Origin of the sequence: Chitinophaga sp. 180180018-3, from assembly GCF_037893185.1 — a bacterium.
GTDB lineage: Bacteria > Bacteroidota > Bacteroidia > Chitinophagales > Chitinophagaceae > Chitinophaga.
In genome coordinates this window covers 5,208,681-5,227,096 of sequence record NZ_CP140772.1, presented here as the reverse complement: position 1 = coordinate 5,227,096, position 18,416 = coordinate 5,208,681, and the positions used below count along the sequence as shown (strand labels likewise).

15 protein-coding genes are annotated in these 18,416 nt (G+C 45.6%); 12 read left to right on the top strand and 3 right to left on the bottom strand.

The features are described 5' to 3' along the window. The first annotated feature begins 1 nt into the window (after position 1). Positions 2-769 carry a slipin family protein gene (locus UNH61_RS20270; protein ID WP_326993820.1) on the top strand — a complete coding sequence of 256 codons (768 nt, stop codon included), beginning with the start codon at positions 2-4 and terminating at the stop codon, positions 767-769. A gap of 506 nt (positions 770-1,275) precedes the next feature. On the opposite strand, the gene UNH61_RS20265 is transcribed toward UNH61_RS20270, so the two are convergent. After that, on the bottom strand, positions 1,276-1,734 hold the full coding sequence (locus UNH61_RS20265; protein ID WP_326993819.1) for a hypothetical protein: 459 nt from the start codon (positions 1,732-1,734) through the stop codon (positions 1,276-1,278). 304 nt (positions 1,735-2,038) lie between these two features. Between UNH61_RS20265 and UNH61_RS20260 the strand changes: the two genes are divergently transcribed. Next, entirely contained in the window at positions 2,039-3,121 is a 1,083-nt protein-coding gene (locus UNH61_RS20260) for a Gfo/Idh/MocA family oxidoreductase (protein WP_326993818.1), read from the top strand. A gap of 48 nt (positions 3,122-3,169) precedes the next feature. After that, the gene (locus UNH61_RS20255) at positions 3,170-3,523 is read left to right on the top strand and encodes a nuclear transport factor 2 family protein (protein ID WP_326993817.1); all 354 of its coding nucleotides are present in this window, start codon (positions 3,170-3,172) and stop codon (positions 3,521-3,523) included. Positions 3,524-3,531: 8 nt separating this feature from the next. Here UNH61_RS20255 and UNH61_RS20250 read toward each other — a convergent pair whose 3' ends face one another. Both UNH61_RS20250 and UNH61_RS20245 read right to left on the bottom strand, forming a co-directional pair. Next, positions 3,532-4,476, bottom strand: coding sequence for a hypothetical protein (locus UNH61_RS20250; RefSeq protein ID WP_326993816.1), 945 nt, complete (start codon positions 4,474-4,476; stop codon positions 3,532-3,534). Between the two features lie 63 nt (positions 4,477-4,539). After that, positions 4,540-5,142 carry a helix-turn-helix transcriptional regulator gene (locus tag UNH61_RS20245; protein WP_326993815.1) on the bottom strand — a complete coding sequence of 201 codons (603 nt, stop codon included), beginning with the start codon at positions 5,140-5,142 and terminating at the stop codon, positions 4,540-4,542. A 591-nt stretch (positions 5,143-5,733) separates the two neighbouring features. On the opposite strand from UNH61_RS20245, the gene UNH61_RS20240 reads away from it, so the two are divergent. The 9 genes from UNH61_RS20240 to UNH61_RS20200 all read left to right on the top strand — a co-directional run bounded on the left by UNH61_RS20240 (position 5,734) and on the right by UNH61_RS20200 (position 18,413). Further along, entirely contained in the window at positions 5,734-6,354 is a 621-nt protein-coding gene (locus tag UNH61_RS20240) for a hypothetical protein (RefSeq protein WP_326993814.1), read from the top strand. Between the two features lie 124 nt (positions 6,355-6,478). Further along, positions 6,479-7,609 (top strand): PD-(D/E)XK nuclease family protein, encoded by a 1,131-nt coding sequence (locus tag UNH61_RS20235; RefSeq protein WP_326993813.1) that lies wholly within the window; start codon positions 6,479-6,481, stop codon positions 7,607-7,609. Positions 7,610-7,873: 264 nt separating this feature from the next. Further along, on the top strand, positions 7,874-8,887 hold the full coding sequence (locus UNH61_RS20230) for a hypothetical protein (RefSeq protein WP_326993812.1): 1,014 nt from the start codon (positions 7,874-7,876) through the stop codon (positions 8,885-8,887). Positions 8,888-8,974: 87 nt separating this feature from the next. Further along, entirely contained in the window at positions 8,975-9,556 is a 582-nt protein-coding gene (locus tag UNH61_RS20225) for an RNA polymerase sigma-70 factor (RefSeq protein ID WP_326993811.1), read from the top strand. Positions 9,557-9,640: 84 nt separating this feature from the next. After that, on the top strand, positions 9,641-10,609 hold the full coding sequence (locus UNH61_RS20220; RefSeq protein ID WP_326993810.1) for a FecR domain-containing protein: 969 nt from the start codon (positions 9,641-9,643) through the stop codon (positions 10,607-10,609). A gap of 111 nt (positions 10,610-10,720) precedes the next feature. After that, complete coding sequence (locus UNH61_RS20215; RefSeq protein ID WP_326993809.1) at positions 10,721-14,206, top strand: TonB-dependent receptor; 3,486 nt, start codon at positions 10,721-10,723, stop codon at positions 14,204-14,206. Between the two features lie 14 nt (positions 14,207-14,220). Further along, on the top strand, positions 14,221-15,978 hold the full coding sequence (locus tag UNH61_RS20210) for a hypothetical protein (protein WP_326993808.1): 1,758 nt from the start codon (positions 14,221-14,223) through the stop codon (positions 15,976-15,978). Between the two features lie 27 nt (positions 15,979-16,005). After that, positions 16,006-17,304 (top strand): hypothetical protein, encoded by a 1,299-nt coding sequence (locus UNH61_RS20205; protein ID WP_326993807.1) that lies wholly within the window; start codon positions 16,006-16,008, stop codon positions 17,302-17,304. A 20-nt stretch (positions 17,305-17,324) separates the two neighbouring features. Further along, positions 17,325-18,413 (top strand): fasciclin domain-containing protein, encoded by a 1,089-nt coding sequence (locus tag UNH61_RS20200; RefSeq protein WP_326993806.1) that lies wholly within the window; start codon positions 17,325-17,327, stop codon positions 18,411-18,413. Positions 18,414-18,416 lie beyond the last annotated feature (3 nt).

The following is an 18,416-nucleotide window of genomic DNA, read 5'->3' as shown; positions in this document are numbered from 1 at the left end:
TATGATACCATATTATTCCGCCTGGATGATCGTCATTATCTTTTTTGCCGTCATCCTGCTTGCAAATGCCATCCGCATCCTGCGGGAATATGAGCGTGGCGTTGTATTCCGCCTGGGACGACTGGTGGCTCCTGATGGTGTACGTGGGCCGGGATTAATACTGCTCATCCCCATCATTGATAAAATGGTGAAGATAAGCCTGCGTACGGTAGTCATGGATGTACCTTCCCAGGATATTATCACTCAGGATAACGTATCCGTCAAGGTAAATGCGGTGGTGTACTTCCGGGTAGTCGAACCCGGCAAGGCCGTTATACAGGTGGAAAATCACCTGATAGCCACCTCTCAGCTTTCGCAAACTACGCTGCGTAGTGTTCTGGGGCAATCAGACCTGGATGATCTGCTTTCACAAAGAGAAAAGATTAACATTAAATTGCAGCAGATCATTGACAAACACACAGAGCCATGGGGGGTAAAAGTTTCTACTGTAGAAGTAAAGCAGATAGATCTCCCGCAGGAGATGCAGCGAGCCATGGCCAAGCAGGCGGAAGCAGAAAGAGAACGCCGTTCCAAGATCATAGCTGCCGAAGGTGAATTCCAGGCTTCCCAGCGTCTTGCCGACGCAGCAAAAGTATTGAGCGAACAACCCAGTGCGCTCACGTTACGTTATCTGCAAACACTTAGGGAAATCGCGACAGAGAAAAATTCCACTACGATTTTCCCAGTGCCAATAGATCTGCTGAAACCTTTCTTAAACAAGCCTGAATAACGAATAGGCTGTGTAAAAGGCGGAAGAGCAAAGCCCTTAACACAGTTTTCTCAGCGAGGCCACTGGAGTTTGACAAAACCTGCATGTAGCGCGGGTCTTGCTTTTTATACTATAAAGATTACGTTTAGAGACTGCTTAATTTTATTTTGGTGGACTACAGTAATTTTCCATGGAAAATTTTCTGTGTTACAGAATTGCTGATTGTCTATACGTTGTAACTTCCCTGTATTCTCCAGAACGTTAAGTACATCATTAGTTGGTAGTTTTTGGCTATAAATTTCGTTCCCTCGTATCTCGTAATACCAATAAAGGTGCGACCACATAGCTTTCTATTTTGAATTGGATTTGCGGTGAATAGGTCTGCCGTGACCTGATAAAATTGCTAGCTTAACCTTTTAGATCATCTGTTTCAGCGGAGATTACGAATACCATCGTTCAGGTTTATCGATCTTTTTTAGAAATGGGATCATAGAGCGAGGCCAGGAAGCCCCGGGGGATAAGTCGATTCATACTTTCTTCGTTACTACCCCGTCGAACCTGATGTGGAAAAATTTCGCGTAACTTTCCATTTGTTCTGGCACAGACTCGCTATTGTTCAGCCAATCTAATTGGATTTCTAATGGATCTCTGTTATTGTTAAAGTACAATATGAGATAAACGAACAAACTGCTTTCACCGATCTCCTTCCTTATGGCATAACTGCGCAAGGTATTCCAGTCATAAGTATCTTTTTTGTACATGATACCTTCGTGATTCAGTTCCAGCACCAGGGAATTTCGAATAGCAATCCAGCAACAACCGCAGAATGCAATCAGGCCAACAATCGAAAACACCCAGCCAAAGAACGAAGCAACACTTCCACTTGCTAACCAGTAATAGCCCTGGGCCGCGGCAAGGAAACCTAAGACCGCCGCTACAGAATAAGCGAGGCGGTGCCGTCTATATTGTACTATGGGTAATTCCATACCTGCAATATTACATATTTTTCATAAGCTGCTTTTTATATTGTATTCATAATTGCTGCATTGGTGACCATATACCATGCTTTGATCTACAGTACCAGCAGCCATGTGGGCTAAAAGTGTATCTGCAGGAGAACCCAAAATCCTGATTAAACTATCCTCCCTCTTTATTACAGGAGAAATAGAGAATTGGGTTTGCGCCTTGAGTATATTGAAATACAGCAGCAGCTGAAATAAAAAGAGTATCGTTTAACGTTTTCACTGTATCTTACCAGGATTGATGAAAAACTAAACAGCAAATTTACTCATGGCAGAGAACGTACAACCTTTGCGGGTACTGGTAGTGGGCTGTGGCAATATGGGCACCTCCCATGCGGTAGCTTACCATACCTTGGATGGCTTTGACATATGTGGTATTGTATCTACCGGTTCCAGCAAGCAGGTATTAAATGATAAGCTGGGCGGCGGCTACCCGCTCTACAGTAACTATGAAGAAGCACTGGCTGCCACTAAGCCGGATGCCGTATGTATCTCCACTTACCCCGATACGCATGAAAGTTACGCCATTAAAGCACTGGAAAGCGGTTGTCATGTATTTATCGAGAAGCCACTGGCAGACTCGGTAGCGGGTGCTGAACGGGTAGCTGCTGCGGCACATAAAGCCGGCAAAAAACTCGTGGTAGGATATATCCTGCGGCATCATCCGTCCTGGGAACGTTTCGTGGAAATTGCCCATCAGCTGGGAAAACCGCTGGTAATGCGAATGAATCTCAACCAGCAAAGCTCCGGCAGCAAATGGGGGGTACATCGTAACCTGTTGCAAAGCCTGAGCCCTATTGTAGATTGTGGCGTGCATTACATTGATGTGATGTGCCAGATGACCCGATCTAAACCGGTGCAGGTAAGTGCTATTGGCGCCCGGTTATCTAACGATATTCCTGCGGATAACTATAACTATGGCCAGCTGCAGATTCGCTTCGAAGACGGCTCGGTGGGCTGGTACGAAGCAGGATGGGGACCTATGATCAGTGAAACCGCCTTCTTTGTAAAAGATGTCATCGGTCCGCAAGGCTGTGTGTCCATTGTGGCTAAAGAATCCGGTGCCGCCGGCAAGTCTGATAACATAGAAGCACATACGAAAACGGAATCGCTCCGGCTACATCATGCTGCGTTAAATGATAAAGCGGAATTTGCGAAAGAAGATATCTGGATCAATATGGAGGATGAGCCAGACCACCAGGAACTGTGCAATCGTGAACAGCGTTATTTCCTGAAAGCCATCCGCGAAAACATCAATCTGACAGATCATATGCAGGATGCGGTTGATAGCCTGCGCATCGCCTTTGCCTGCGATGAGTCTGTGCGTACTGGAAAAGTTGTTACTTTATAGATCAATACAAGCCCGTCATCGTGCGGGCTTGCTCCTGACTTGCTACATATGAATCCGAATAATAAAGCTATACTCGAAAAAGCTAATGCAGCTATCACCGAAGGGAATAACGAAGGATTTCTGTCTTTCTGCACTGACGATGTAGTATGGACATTCGTAGGTGATAGAATACTACAAGGCAAGGAAGCCGTTCGGCAATACATGACAACGGCATACGCGGAACCTCCGGCATTCATAGTCGAAAACTTAATCGCTGAAGGCGATTTTGTTACAGCACTTGGTAAAATCAGTATGAAAAATGAAAACGGCGTAAAGGTTCATTACACCTACTGTGATGTCTGGCGGTTTCGCGATGGTAAGATGGCCGAATTAACGGCTTTCGTCATAGAAACTGAGTCATAGTGAAGACACTATCTCATTACACAAAATTTTTTATTCCGTGTATCAATCACCAGTATATTATTCACAAAAAGCCTGTTCCCTGTCATGCCACCAATGCCCATTTTTTTCATAGCGTTTATTTGAGCATCAGTTACTCCCTCCATATAAGTAACAGTACGTAAAGGAAGCTTTTGGGATGCTATTTCTATACTATCGGCTGTTTGAACGCTGGTAGCTTTAAGCAATCTTCCCCAGGACTGTACTTCCTGGCTACCTGGTATGGCATCAGGAGAGGCCAGTAGCATAGCGGTTGCTTTGTCTGTCAATAATTCAAAGGCACTTGAACCGGTATCAAAATAAACAATTTTTTTCTCCCCCCTGATGGAGAAGGGCAGAAGTATTCTTCGGTGTTCATATATAAATCCTGACCATGCTACCGTGTCCTCTTGCTTCTTATGATTGGTGATCAGCATATACTTTTCAGGATAGTTAATGAAGGCCACCTTATTATCAATGAGATCCGTCCCCAGCGTACCGATGATCTCTACCGCATCTTTGCTCCAGTTCACATTAACGCTATCGAATTGTTGTACAGCAATTTCCTTAGCCAGTATGGCTATGTTTCCAATATTGAACCTGAACTGCTGTAATTTTCCGGTGGTATCTGATACTTGTACCGATTGCGCATACCGTTTTTGAATTGCTTTCAGCTTATTGCGATACAGCAGGGAATAAGGGGAGCCGGTATCGAATTGCATATAAAATACCTTAGGGCAGCCTTTTAGCCTCACCGGTATGAGCATGGCGCTATATGGGTTATCTTTATAATTCATCCAGGTAAACGGAACTCTCCCTTCCGGAAGTACCAATTGATTAGCGGGGGAATCCTGCGCCTGACAAAAATAACCAACATGAAATAAAGAGATGATCAATATAGCTGTTCTCCTTAACGTGAACGAAATAAATGGGTGCATCTGATTTGTTTTGTTGCCACAAAAGTAAACCGGTAAATGCGCCCCGGAAACGACATTTCCACGTCAATTACACGACAATGATTGAGGATCAATGAGTTTTAATTGCGTTTGAATAAGCTGGTTGTTGTATAGAATCAATCCCGCATTCAGCAAATACATGAATAAAAAAGGCCATAAATAGTGTGCGATATAGTGACCGTTGCCCGTCACCTGGATGTAGTTATAAGCAAATGTAAGGAGCATGAGCAATTGTAAGGCGGCCACCCAATACATCTGCTGCCTGATTATTTTCCTGCTGATGGTAAGTGCATCGCCACCTATGTTCCGCTGTTTTTTTAGTAAATAGATGGGGATTAGAAAATGTATCCAGGGAATCACCAGGTAAGAGAAACAAGATAAATTCAGCATCTTTATAAAATGTGCTGCTTCTTCCGGCTGCTGTGCTATATCTTCCGGCTGCTGCGTTGCTTTGGCAGTAACCAGCTCTTCATAAGTCAGATCTAATGCCCTTGCGATTGCCTTCAAAGTATAGCTCCTCGGAATGCTTTCGCCGTATTCAATCCGCTGAATGGTACGCGTAGTCACGTTGGCCAGGTCGGCCAGTTCTTCCTGGGTAAGTCCCTTTTCTTTTCGGGCATTGCTGATCCGTTCATTCAGTTTCATCATAATAAGATTTTAGAGACCGTGGATGATGGTGCATATTAGGAATTTAAGGCATTATTTCCGGATATCTGTCGGCCTTTTTAATTCATCTTCTTGCATCGGCTCCTTTTAAATAGAATAGTACCAATTGATTGCGCTAGTGTATTATAAGGGAAGAAATAATGTTATCATATCAATTTTAAAATATTCATAATAAGCGTAGGTACCTTTTAGATTATTTGGTTCCTATTATATAGATACTGGATGATGTATCTGAATACTATTAAAGGAATAAAATAGAATTTTTTCACAATTTAAAATTAAAAGAATATATGAGATTGTAAATCTACATTTTTGAAAATGAGCGAACATCTTTTTAAATACTTTTAGAAATAACAGCTAGAAGTATCACAGCGATAATCGCAAATATTCGTGCGATCAAATTAGATATTTGGTTAGAACGCGGCATAATAAACCGAATATTCGGTGTTGACCTTTTCCCCGGTAACCCATTTTCCAATAACAGATTGATTGCTTACGTAAAGTGGTATTGCTAATATCATTTTCGTAGAGAAGTACCCATTTTTAAATCTAATGGAATAAAAGAAAAAACTTATGACTATAAAGGAAAGCATTGAGAGGCATCCATTTGCGTATTTGATAAGTATAGCCATCACCACGGTTACCTTAACCAGTATAGTAGTGGGCTGGCATTATGAAATGTTGCTGAAGAATCATGATTTAGTGGAAATAGGGGCCTATACATTGAATTCAAAACTGGACGACGATTGGGTACGAAAGTCGGAATATGATCTGCTAAGTAGAAAACTCAAAGTACAGGAGGAGTATCCGGATAATCCGGTAATAGTCAATATAGCCAGAAGAGTTAAGATTATCAATAATGACAGCACCGATTACTATGCTATAAAAGTATATAAATCGGAAATGATTACTGAATATGCAAAGGCGCTGAGAGATACACTAAAGAACCTGGGTTATTTTAATACCGAGTTATTTAAGAGTACAGATAACAATTTCTATGTTATGGTATATGGATTCGCCTGCATTGGCAAGGGAATACGAAAAGCAGAAAAAAATGTACGGAATATACTACGGAAGAAAGATTGCTTTATTGAGTGCGTAGATCTGACTACACACGCAACAGAGGGATTTGTTGATTATAGGGAACGGACAATTTTTCAGTACTATATACCGAGAGAGGCGGAGACTTACTGAGTGGATAATGGGAAGAGAATTACTTCCAATTTCACGATTATAACTTATCATCCATAGAGGTTTTTATTTCATTATAAATTTAACAGGTTAAAAAATATATATTTACTATTATTAGTAATAACATATGAACAATACACTCCATCTCCTGGATAAGTTATCCGGGATTGGCGAGAACTACATCCTGCGCAAGAATGCACCAGTTGCCTCGCGGCCGAATATTTTTTTACTTATTTCAGATCAGTACCACAAGGAAAATCTTCATACAGCTATTTTGCATCATCTGCTTCAAGATCCGCTTTTGCTTAAAAACTTTTTGACAGTGCTTGCGCAACAACGCGTAAACTGCACCTTTAAAGAAGATGCGAAAGTTGAGATTTATAAAGAAAGGGGATGGGTTGATATTTCACTTGTAGATACGAATAACAAGCAGGCTATCATCATTGAGAACAAAATAAACGGCGCAGTAGATCAGCCAAAGCAACTATTGAAGTACTACAACTATTTCGATAATATGGGCTTCGAGGTACTTGGCACGGTGTACCTGACGCTCGATGGCAGAAAGAAACCACTGTCAAGTCCGGGTTGGACACTTAATGAGTATGAGAAGGTTTTTAAGACGATCATTTACTTGTCGGCGTATCGTGTTAACTGGCCGGACCTCTATCATCATTGGATATTGCCCTCAATGGCTGGTATAACGGATATTGACCTTCTTAGCACAATAAGACAATACGGACATTTGTTACAGATACTGAACAAGCATACTATGGACAATTTAACCCTTTCTAATTTTTACGATATTATTACGGAAAATAATCAGCATTTCAAAACGGCCCAGGCGATGAGGCAGATGCTTGATGATTTCCCATTATTTCTTGCACATAAAATGGAGGGAGAATATCAGTTTGCAACAGATGTATTTCCCCAAATATGGGTTTACAACAAATCTGACGCCCTGGCTACGGTTTTGCAGGATTGTATGATAGCCGAAAATTTCAATTTTACTGTTGATGTAACTGTCTTACCTAATGCAAATGCATTGGAAGTAAGCTTATTCGAGCGACAGGGATATCTCTCTCCGGTGAATGACCCAATTCAGGGGATATTAAAATTGATGCCATCTAACCACGGTCTTATATATGATCCGGAAAGAGCCCGCTATATTCGTGTGTTTCAATTTCCGGAAGAAAAGCACCTGGTAGATGAAAGTATTGTAAGTTTGGTTGATGCAATAAGGCAGATAAAGAAAAAATAGCATACAAAAACAGGCAGGACAGCTTAGTGAAAGCTGCCTGCCTGCATTATTATATACCTGTAAACTTAGTTCTCGGAAATACTGGTCACTTAATTGTTCTGGCAGTGACCAGATAACCCACTGTATCCAAATAGTAATACTTCCAGGCGTACCTCTGCTAAATTGCCTAACAGAGTATATAACTATACCACTACATAATTCCAACAAAAAACTTAAATTTATCTAACCATTCACCCTCTTTAATAGCCATTAATACTATTTACCATGTCCAGAAAAATCACAGATGAACAATTTTATGCCGGATTACAGCACTTGCCCAGGCCTCATTACCCATTTCCCGACTTTATCCATCCTGACTTCCAACAGCAGCGGGAGGAATACTATGCCTGGATTGACAAGGAATACACTTTTCATAGCGATGCTGCCCGTGAGAAACATAAGTTACATAATCTCACTGACATTGCCGCCCGCGGATGCCCGTTTTTAAACGGCATTGAAGAACTCCGCCCGCTTGCAAACTTCACAGCAAACGGCGCAATGATGGACGATTACTGGGATCGTTGCACCCGAAACGAAATGAATGAAGTGACTAAACGAATAACAGCATTGTTAATAGGAGAAGATTTGCAGGAACCCACCGATAATGGAATATTTCATCAATTCTGGGTTTTGCGACAGGACGCTATTACATGCAATATGCCTGATCGCCTGTATGAAAAATATATTACCTCTATATACCAATTACTGGTAGGTTATACGGAAGAACGAGTATACTACAGGGCAAATGTACCTCCTCCGCTTCCTGTTTATCTGATCATAAGACTGGACACGAGCGGAGGACTCCCATTTTGCAAATATGTAGCAATGCAGAAAAATTATCGCGACCTGCCAGACACGGTACTCGAACATCCGTTTATATTACGGCTGCATAGTCTCTGCGCATGGATGATAGGCATGCACAACGATTTTATTTCTCTTCCAAAGGAAATACACAGGGAAGGAGATACGATGAATGTTGTTAAGGTAATGCAACATGAATATAAGATACCGTTAAAAGAGGCGTACATGATGGCATTAGCGCTCCACGACAGTTATTTAAAAGAATTTCGGCTATTACAGGAGAACCTTCCTCCATTTGGCGACCTGCAGCATACTGTTAATAATTATGTAGAAGACCTCGGAATTATGGTAGCCGGCGTTTATGCCTGGCACACAAACGACAAAACACGTTATGTTAATGGAGGTTATGTAGAGGGCGAATATGTTAGTCTGGAATAGGACTATCGCGAGAATTTAACGTAAACATAAACCTCCATAACCCGCCATTTGGCTAATTTGCACCCTGCTTCAATCTTCTACTAACAGATGCAATACTCAGCAGCCAACAGCCTGGAGCTACTGCAATTCATTAAAAATGACGATAAACAGGCGTTTAATGAACTGTACCATCGCTTCTGGGAACCGCTATACCTGATTGCCTTCCGGAAATTGAAGGACCGGGAAGAAGCCAAAGACGTGGTGCAGCATGTATTCGCTAACCTGTGGCTGTATCGTCATGGTATGACCCTGCCGGATTCCCCGGAGGCCTACCTGTTTGGCAGCCTGCGCAATGAAATATTACGCAGCATCTCCCGCATGCTCCGCGACCGGCAGCGGCAGGAGGAAATAGCCAGGAACATCCTGCCCGAATTTGAACAACTCATTGACCCGCTTTATAAAAAAGAATTACTGCAACTCCTCGATAAACAAGTCGAACTTTTGCCCGATCGTATGCAACAGGTATATCGCATGAGTCGCGAACAACACCTTTCTGTACAGGAAATCGCCGGACAACTGGGCCTTTCCGAACAAACTGTCCGCAATCAGCTGAATACTGCACTGAAAAAAATAAGGGTGGGGCTCCGGGAAGTGATGCTGCTGGCCATTTTTCTAAAGAATATTTCCTGAAAACCACTTGTTAATAATTTGGTAACATACCACGATAGTTATCCCGTTTTCATTTTTACTCTTACTGTGTAAAAGACCGGAAAAATGAATATCCATCATTTGCAAAGAATGATAGATCGCTACCTGCGCAAGGAATCCAGCGAAATAGAACAGGACCTGATCGACCGATGGTTTACCAGCGAAGGGGAGCCCGCTATGGTATTGGATAAGGACAAGAAACAACAGCTGGCAGCGGAAATGCTGGTGGCGATAGAACAATATATCTCCCGCGAAGAAAATAATATCAGGCAACTGAAGCAACATCGCAGACTGCTGTGGTGGCGATGGGCTGCTATATTGATCCCTGTTATTGCTGTTACATGGATGTTCTTTGGCCAGCGTGGCCGTTATGTAGAAAAGCCGCAACAGCTTATTGCAGACCAGGTATTTGAAGCGCCCGCTCAGGGACTGCGGAAAATCACGCTGACGGATGGTTCCAGGATTTATCTTTTCCCGAAGACTATTTTACGGGTGCCACCGAATTATGGAGATACTGATCGCTTTCTTACCATACAGGGACGCGCTTTTGTAGAGGTGGCCGATGATCCGCAGCGCATCTTCCGCGTAAAGGCCGGTAATATGATCACCCGTGTATTGGGTACATCTTTCGAAATAAGAGAAGCAAAACATAGCCAGCGTGCTGCCGTTACCGTTAAATCCGGAAAGGTAAGGGTACAATATGGCGAAAAAGTCCTTTCCGATTTATCCGCCGGAAACAGGCTGACGTACGACACGGTCACAGCCATATATGAAACGGAAAAGCTGGACACGGAAAATACAGGAAGCTGGATATCAGGCCGTTTGATTTTCCGGCAAACGCCCTTGCAGGAAGTCTGCCAGACGCTGGAAGAATGGTATGATGTAAAAATAACAGCTGCCGGCCGACATGGCCTGCTGCAGGAAAAAGTGACCGCCGACTTTACTAATCAGCCGCTGGATAAAGTATTGCAGTTATTATCGCAGACGCTGAAATTCAGATACCGTATAACAAACCAACAGATCTCTATTTATTAAAAAACGTATCCACCTTCAACAGCTGCTACCGCATCAGCGGAGGCGGCAGGGGATGGCTATGTCTTTCCGGGAATGGCAATAACACTAAACGCATTTTGTAAATCAGATAATATGAAGAAATGGTTACACCGCATTGTCAGTATACTTTTTTTCTTGCCGAAGGCTTACCTGTATGGCTGGTGCCTATGTTGCTGCATCACATTGCAGGCTACGGGCGCCACTTTACAGGAGCTGGACGAAATATTTACATTCAGCCGGCAGCAATTGAAAGCTGGCGAAGTGGTTGGCGAAATAGAAAAAAGCCATAAACTCCGGTTTACATACGGAGAAGCCGCCGCTGCGCTGCTCGGCAAACCTGTAACGTTGCAGAACCGCACAGTTACCCTGAAAACCGCACTGGACGCGGTAAAAAAAGCTACCGGTTTGCAATACAATGTGAACGGACGATACGTGGTACTACAGCCCGCTCCGCCGGAACCAGCAGTACAACCTGTTCCACTCAGAGGTAAAGTAACAGATGCCCGCAACGGCACACCGCTTCCTGGTGTTACCATCAAAGTAAAAGGTGGCGGCATCGGCGTGGTAACAGATGGCAATGGCGAGTTCCTTATACGCATCAATGGCGACAAAATCGTATTGCAGGTTTCCTATATCGGTTATCAGTCAAAGGAAATTAAAGTAGGTAATCCCGCTGATGTTTTGCAAATAACATTGAAGGAAGACCATACACAGCTCGGTGAAGTAGAAGTAACGGCCAGTAAGAAGACCAACACCGAAATGGCCACGCTGAATGAAAGAAAGAACGCGGCCATTGTACAGGATGCTATTTCTGCTGCACAGATAGCCAAGAGCGCCAGCATCACTACCACGCAGGCACTGCAACGGGTGACCGGCGTTACTATCACAGACGATAAATATGTAGCCGTACGTGGCCTGGGTGATAGAAGTGTGATTGCACAACTGAATGGCGCCCGCCTGTCGTCGGCTGATCCCGATCGCAGTACGGTACCACTGGACCTCATTCCGGCAGCGCTGCTCGACAATGCTACGGTATATAAAACCATGACGCCAGATAAACCAGCCGATGCCGCTGCTGGTATCATTGAGCTGAAAACACGATCTGTTCCGGATTCCATGTTGCTTGAATTTACGTCCCAGATCGGCGTTAATTCAAGTGTGGGTCTGGGTGGTAGCTATACTGGCTTCCGTAACAATGACCTGGGTTTCTTAGGACAAAAAGTGAAATCTCATAATCTTTCTCCGGAATTTAACCAGCTGAAAGACTTATACCCCGGAGGTTTACCGGAGATACAAAATCTCTTCCGCCAGAGCCGCAACAATCCGGCATTGGCAGCTGAATCTTATCGTATCAACAGCATTATGCAGAAATTTGATCCGGTACTCACTACCTCACAACAACCGGCGGTGCTGAACCAGATCTATACCGTTTCTTTTGGTAACAGCTATCGCGTGTTCAAAAAGCATAAGCTGGGTGTAATCGTCAGCGCTAACTACTACCGTCGTACGGAAGACCGCTATAATGCTACGTTGAATCAATACAGCATCTACCAGGGCATACTAACGGGATCGGATAAACGGGAAAATGGGTATGAATCGGTGCCACGGTTGTATAATCCGCTGAATGTACCCCCTTTCGTAACACCCGATAACCCACGCTTAGGTAAATACCTCGGCTACCGGGAAAACTCCGGCATCACCAGTTTGAGTTATGGTATCCTCACGGGGTTAACTTACCGTTTTAATGCCCGTCACCAGATACAGGCACAGTATATTGGCAGCAGCGGAGCAGAAGCATCGGCCGCCAACCTCAACGGCGCCTGGGAAAACACCGGATTGCAATACCCCGTGTACAACTACGTGAACCAGCTGAAGCAGTCGTACCGGAAATTTAATACGTTCAACTTCCAGGGCGAACATCAACTGATAAAGAGAAACTGGTCGCCGCGTGTGGGATATAATCTCAGCGCTTCTTTGTCGTCGCAGAATGAACCCGACTTCCGGTTCACGGATGTGGCGATGTCTCGCGCCACCCGTCTGCAAGACCCTGCCGGTACCGGTGTAGTGAGCGACCTGTATTCTTTCGTATCCGGCAGCGTGCATGGCCTCGGTCCGGATGGAATGATCCTTGCCGATCCCAACGGCCGTAAATTCCGCAAACTGGATGAGCACAACTACAATGCGAAGGTCGACGTTACACAACCTTTCAATATCAGCGGCCGTCAGCAACTCTTCAAGGCAGGATATAACTACCTCCGCAGGGAACGCGATTTCACCGAAAACGTCATGGGCCTCCCGGGCAGTAACCTCGGTGGAGATAACGGGCAGCTGGATCGTGTGCAGGGCCGCCTGGATGAACTGATATCTTATGGCAACATTGGCCTGAAAGATCCGGGTGGTTATGATGATGAAGGACAACCCAGGGTGGGGGGCTTCCTTTACCAGATCAGAAAATCGCCGAATAATTATATTGGTACTTATGAAACGCAGGCCTTCTATGGCATGATCGATGCTCATATCAACGACCGCCTGCGACTCACCGGAGGTGTGCGTTTCGAATCCACCGATATCCGTGCAAAGGTAGATACCAGCAACGTCTTTAATCCGCTGGTGAACGGCCCGCTGGCCGGTGGCAGTGTCAACACCGGCGTTAGTACCGCCCGCCCTAATACCGGACTAAAAACATCTTTCAAACCATATTATTCTGCTAACCTGACCTATGCATACCGCAGCAACATGAACTTCCGCCTGGGTTACAGCACCACGCTGGCCCGGCCGGAATTACGGGAGCTGACTAACATCTATGAGTTCGATCCTTTTCAGTTTGCGGTAGTAGTAGGTAATCCCGATCTGAAAAATCAGCTGACACGTAGTGTGGACTTCAGATGGGAATGGTTTCTGCAGCCGGGGGAAGTGATTGCGGCCTCCGTTTTTGGCAAACAGATCGAATCGCAGCTCACAAAAGTATTCAGTTATAATCCGCAGGGCAGCAAAGCCCTGGCCCCGGAGTTCCCGGTGGTGGCTTACCGGAATGATCCTAATCGTGGCCAGCTGGTAGGAGTGGAACTGGAAATACGTAAGAACCTCGGCGTGTTCACGCCTGCCCTCCGCAGACTGTTCGTTGGCGCCAACGTGATGTTTGCTTCCAGCAGTATCACCAAAAATGCGGAACGTGTAAATGCTTCCCGCGCCATTGACCGCAACGCTTCTGATAAAAGTCCGCTGTTCGAACAGGCGCCTTATTCCATCAACGCCTACCTCGATTATGATAATCCGCGCACCGGTACCAGTTTCATGACGAGCTTTAATATGGTAGGTGAACGCCTGATACAGGTGCAGCTGGATGGTACGCCCGACCTCTACAGCCGGCCTGCACCAATGCTGGATGTTGTGTTTAGCCAGCGCCTGATGAAACGCTTCACGCTGAAAGGCTTCGTTAAAAATATTCTCAATCCCGCTTTCCGGGAAGTGTATTCCACACCTCGTACCAACGGCCTGTATCATGGTGTGCGTTACATACGGCATGAGTTCTATCGTGGTACGGAATACTCACTGGGACTCACTTATCGTCTGTTATAATTAAAAGAATGGATATGCATAAATATATATTTTACCAGGTGCTATTGTGCGGAATGCTGTTGACTGCCTGTAAGAAAGATAAACTGAACAATGGAATTGTGCCCGATGGTTCACAGGTAATCAATACTCCGGCTTCAGGTATACGGCTGTTGAACTTCTGTAATATGCCGCTCGACATGCGCATCAATAATATCCCACTGACTACCTACGGTGCTGACGCCACGCGTGGCAGCCAACTGGGCCAGAGCCTTTTCCCAACAGGCGTATGGAAAAATGAGGCCAATGGAAGCCCGGTGAATATACCGGTAACGCTGCCCGACAAAAATGGAATGATACATATACAGCTGCAGCCGCGCACTATTATCCAGTATCCCGGCTTGCCCGGTGTGCGCCTGCAGATAGATACGGTATTGCAAAATGATCCATTGCAGCCACACGATTATTATGTGTTGGCAGATGGCTCTATCCGCAGCGTAATACGGAACATCACCGCACCTGCCCGGCCCGATTATTTCAACATCCGGATATTGAATCTGGGTGTCAGCAAAGATACCCTCGGACTGAATGGCCCGGTAACGCTTACCTGGGCAGATGGTACGCCGGTACATACTAAACTGAGCAACGTGGGCACCGGCCAGCTTTCCGGAAGTGTGGAAATTCCTTACGGCACCTTTGCTTTCCGCTTGTTTGTCGGTAATAATGGTCAGCCCGATTTCAACAAACAACTGGCAGAGCTGCCCATGACCCCCATCATGAATACCAGCGGGAATGCACCACAGGCTGGTATTACCACGATGGTCAGAAGCTTCAAACCCGGTGGTAGTTACACGATGGTGATCACGCCCGCTATATTTGGATATAAACTGGATATCACTACCGATGTCACCAACTTTTATAAGATCAACGCCTATCGGGTGATCACCGAACAGGTGCCATCTGTGAACGCCTTTTATGCCCGCATGCAGGGCGTAAATGCCTGGCAGGCCCGCAAAATTACTTTCCGCGTTGATGGCGTAGCAATGGGCAGTGAAATAGATTATGGTAACGCCGGCGAATATACGTCAGTAGTAAAAGGCACGCATCAGATACAGGCTTTCGATGCAGGCGGACAGCTGCTGGCTGAGAAAAAATTTGAGTTATACGCCAACGATAATATCACCGCATGGCTGACAGACAATGAAGGAAAACCGGAGATTGTGTGCTCCAACACCGATATGACCGCTTCTGCCTATTATCCAACGCAACCCTCTGGAAGCCCTGCTCCGATTGATTATGGGCTGGATGGCTCGCTTTTTTTAGTAAGACGTTATTATGCCTGGCAGACCCGCTTCCTCAATCTCAGCAATGTGCCTTACGTTACGTTTACAGATGGCAACGGGCAGCCACTGGGCAACATAACCGAGCCCGCTATCAACACCGGTGCGCAGGTAAATCTCCGCCCGCGGATATTGCCTGATCAGAACCCGTTTGTGGCATATATGTGGGACCCTGGTATCCGCGGAAACCCAAGTGGTGCAGACATGGGCGCTCCCGTTGGTATGCCCGCGCAGGTGAGGGTATATGCATCGGCTCTCGACAGGATCCCCGGACAGTTACTGACTGATGTGCCTCCGTTGTTATCCAATTCTTTTGTGGCTAACCCGGATCTCTACACGGATGGTAATGTACGCCCCGAGGTGGGCATGTATAGTATAGCGCTGATTGGCAAGGCCGGCAAGCCCGCAGGTGATCCGGCAGGATTGAGGTTGATTAAGATAAAACATACCAGGTAAGTATCTTCCTAAATGAAAATAACGGCAATGAATAAACGAATATTATTAAGGTGGTCAACGGGTATTTTACTCCTGCTGCTGACAGGGTGTTATAAGTATGAGCGCCTCCCCGATGTGCAGGATGCAGCATATTTGCGTGTATTCAATTCCATCCCGTATTCAGTGGATGTGTTGCATGCAGGACAGGCGCCGCCCTTTTTATGTATGTTGATAGATCCGGAGTTTGATGAGCAGGGTATTCCTTCCGGTGGAGCTATTGAAGGTGACTTCCTGGCTACCCGCGATCCTTTCAGCGCTTCTTATTCCATGAACGCAGGTACAGGTCTTGATGCGGGTAACGGCGGTTACGCCGGCACAGACGGGCGAGGCGGACTTACCAACCGGGTTACCAACAGCAATCCGGAATATCCGGGCAAATTGCGGGTGCGTACAGCGCCGTCTATGAACGGGTTTGATTTGTCGGCCTGGGCGCAGGTGCCAGCGGGTAAACACAGGATTGTTTTTGTGGTACGGCCGGAAGATAATACCGCTTTCCGGCAGCTGCCGGCGCTCAAAAGAAAGCGGGTGCTGGTAGATACAGTACTGGAACTGAAGAGCGGGGAAATACAAACGCTGAACGTACTCACCACCGACCGGGATAAAAATCAATATGGCGTATCTCTGCGGCAGGAGCAGTTTGTGAAGCGGTCGTTCGATCCGGGCCAGCTATATGTTACCTTCTATAATCTCTCTGGTAAAAGGCCTTTCCTGGCATCTGACAGCAAGTATCCCGACTATAGTTTTTTTAAAGATACCATCGCTATAAAATACACCTACTATATTTTTAATGATAATTTTGAAGACCTGAAAGGCAATATCTATAAACCACTGCCACAGTCAAACAACGTATATCTGACAACGTTATACCGCCAAACAGCGCCGGAGCAGTCGCCTTTCCTGGCATTGCCTTTCCTGCCCCGTGATTATTTCTTTGATGAGAAAGGCATGCTCCGCACTTTTTTCAGGGAGGATAAAGCTACTGCCTACAGAACGGGTACTATGCCTTTTTTCGCCTTTGATTTTGTGGAAACCAGCGATGCCTCTTCTGCACATGGCCAGAGCCGCGTATCGCGGATGAACTGTTCCGTTAGTCAGGCTGCTATTAATAATATTAACCTGTCGCGGTTGCCGGCTGAAACAGGCATTCTGCAGGGGCAGCTGAATCTCTTTACACAGATCGGCGGACAGATACGCGTCTTTCCCACCGTCAATATTTTTGAACTGATCGATAACCATGTTTATATGATGCAGGTACAGCAGGCATTTGAAAAGTTGCCCCGTGGCTGATCTGCAAAAAAAGATATCACATGAAACAATTGCACTACAATAGAGGAAATGGCATGATGGTGCTGCTGCTATGGCTGCTGGGAATGGCTTCAGCATGCAACAAGGAGATCACGGTACCGGCGGAACGGCAGCCGGATGTACAGCCCCTGCAGACTATCCTCACCAGTAACTACGCGTTCAGTCTTTTTAATGCATCGTTGAAACGTTGTGGGCTTGACTCGCTGGTGGCAAAAAAAGATGCTAACCTGACGTTGCTGGTACCAGACAACGACGCTTTCAATAAAGCAGGATATACGCAAGATTCACTGTTACAAAAAATGAGTGTGGCACAGCTGACAGAACTGATCAGCTATCATATTCTGCGTGGCATCTATCCTGCGGCCGACATCCCCCGGCAGATCGGCAACGAATATGAAAGCCTTTCCGGGAAGCTGATCTATTTCTCCAAACCACTTATCATCAAAGGTATCAACGATCAGGTACCTCCTTCGCCGAAAATACTGCACATCAATGGCAGAACAGTAGGCAACGCCGATGTACGCGCTTCCAACGGTATCATCCAGGTGCTGACAGCGCCATTATCCGTGCCTGCGCCTACCGTAAAGGATTGGCTGGAGCAACGACCGCAATATAGCCTGTATGTGGCGGCACTGAAAAAGATGGGGCTGTATGCACAGCTCAGCGGCGACGGGCCATTCACGCTCTTCGTGCCGGAAAATGCGAAAATGGAAAGGCGTGGCCTTACCAGCGCTGCCATCGCCAGCGATACTTTCGATACCAAACATTACAGCGATTACCTGTTCCGTGCTGGTATACTCCCGAACCGAATTTTTATTACCGATTTCCGTGATGCGCCTGTTGTGCCACAGGGAGCACCTTCTCCAGTTGACGTAAAAGTATATTCCAAAGAAGGTTTTGTTTTATTCAACGCTGTAAATCCCGTACCGGTTGCCTGTTCGTGGTTTGAAATGTTCCCGGGCTATTTTTATCGTATCGGTCCTCAAAGCCTGCAATACACTTTTAAAGATGCAATAGCCGGAAACGGAGTGATACACGGTATTTCAGACATACTTGTTTATCCTGACAGTATACACATCAGCCATCCATAAAAC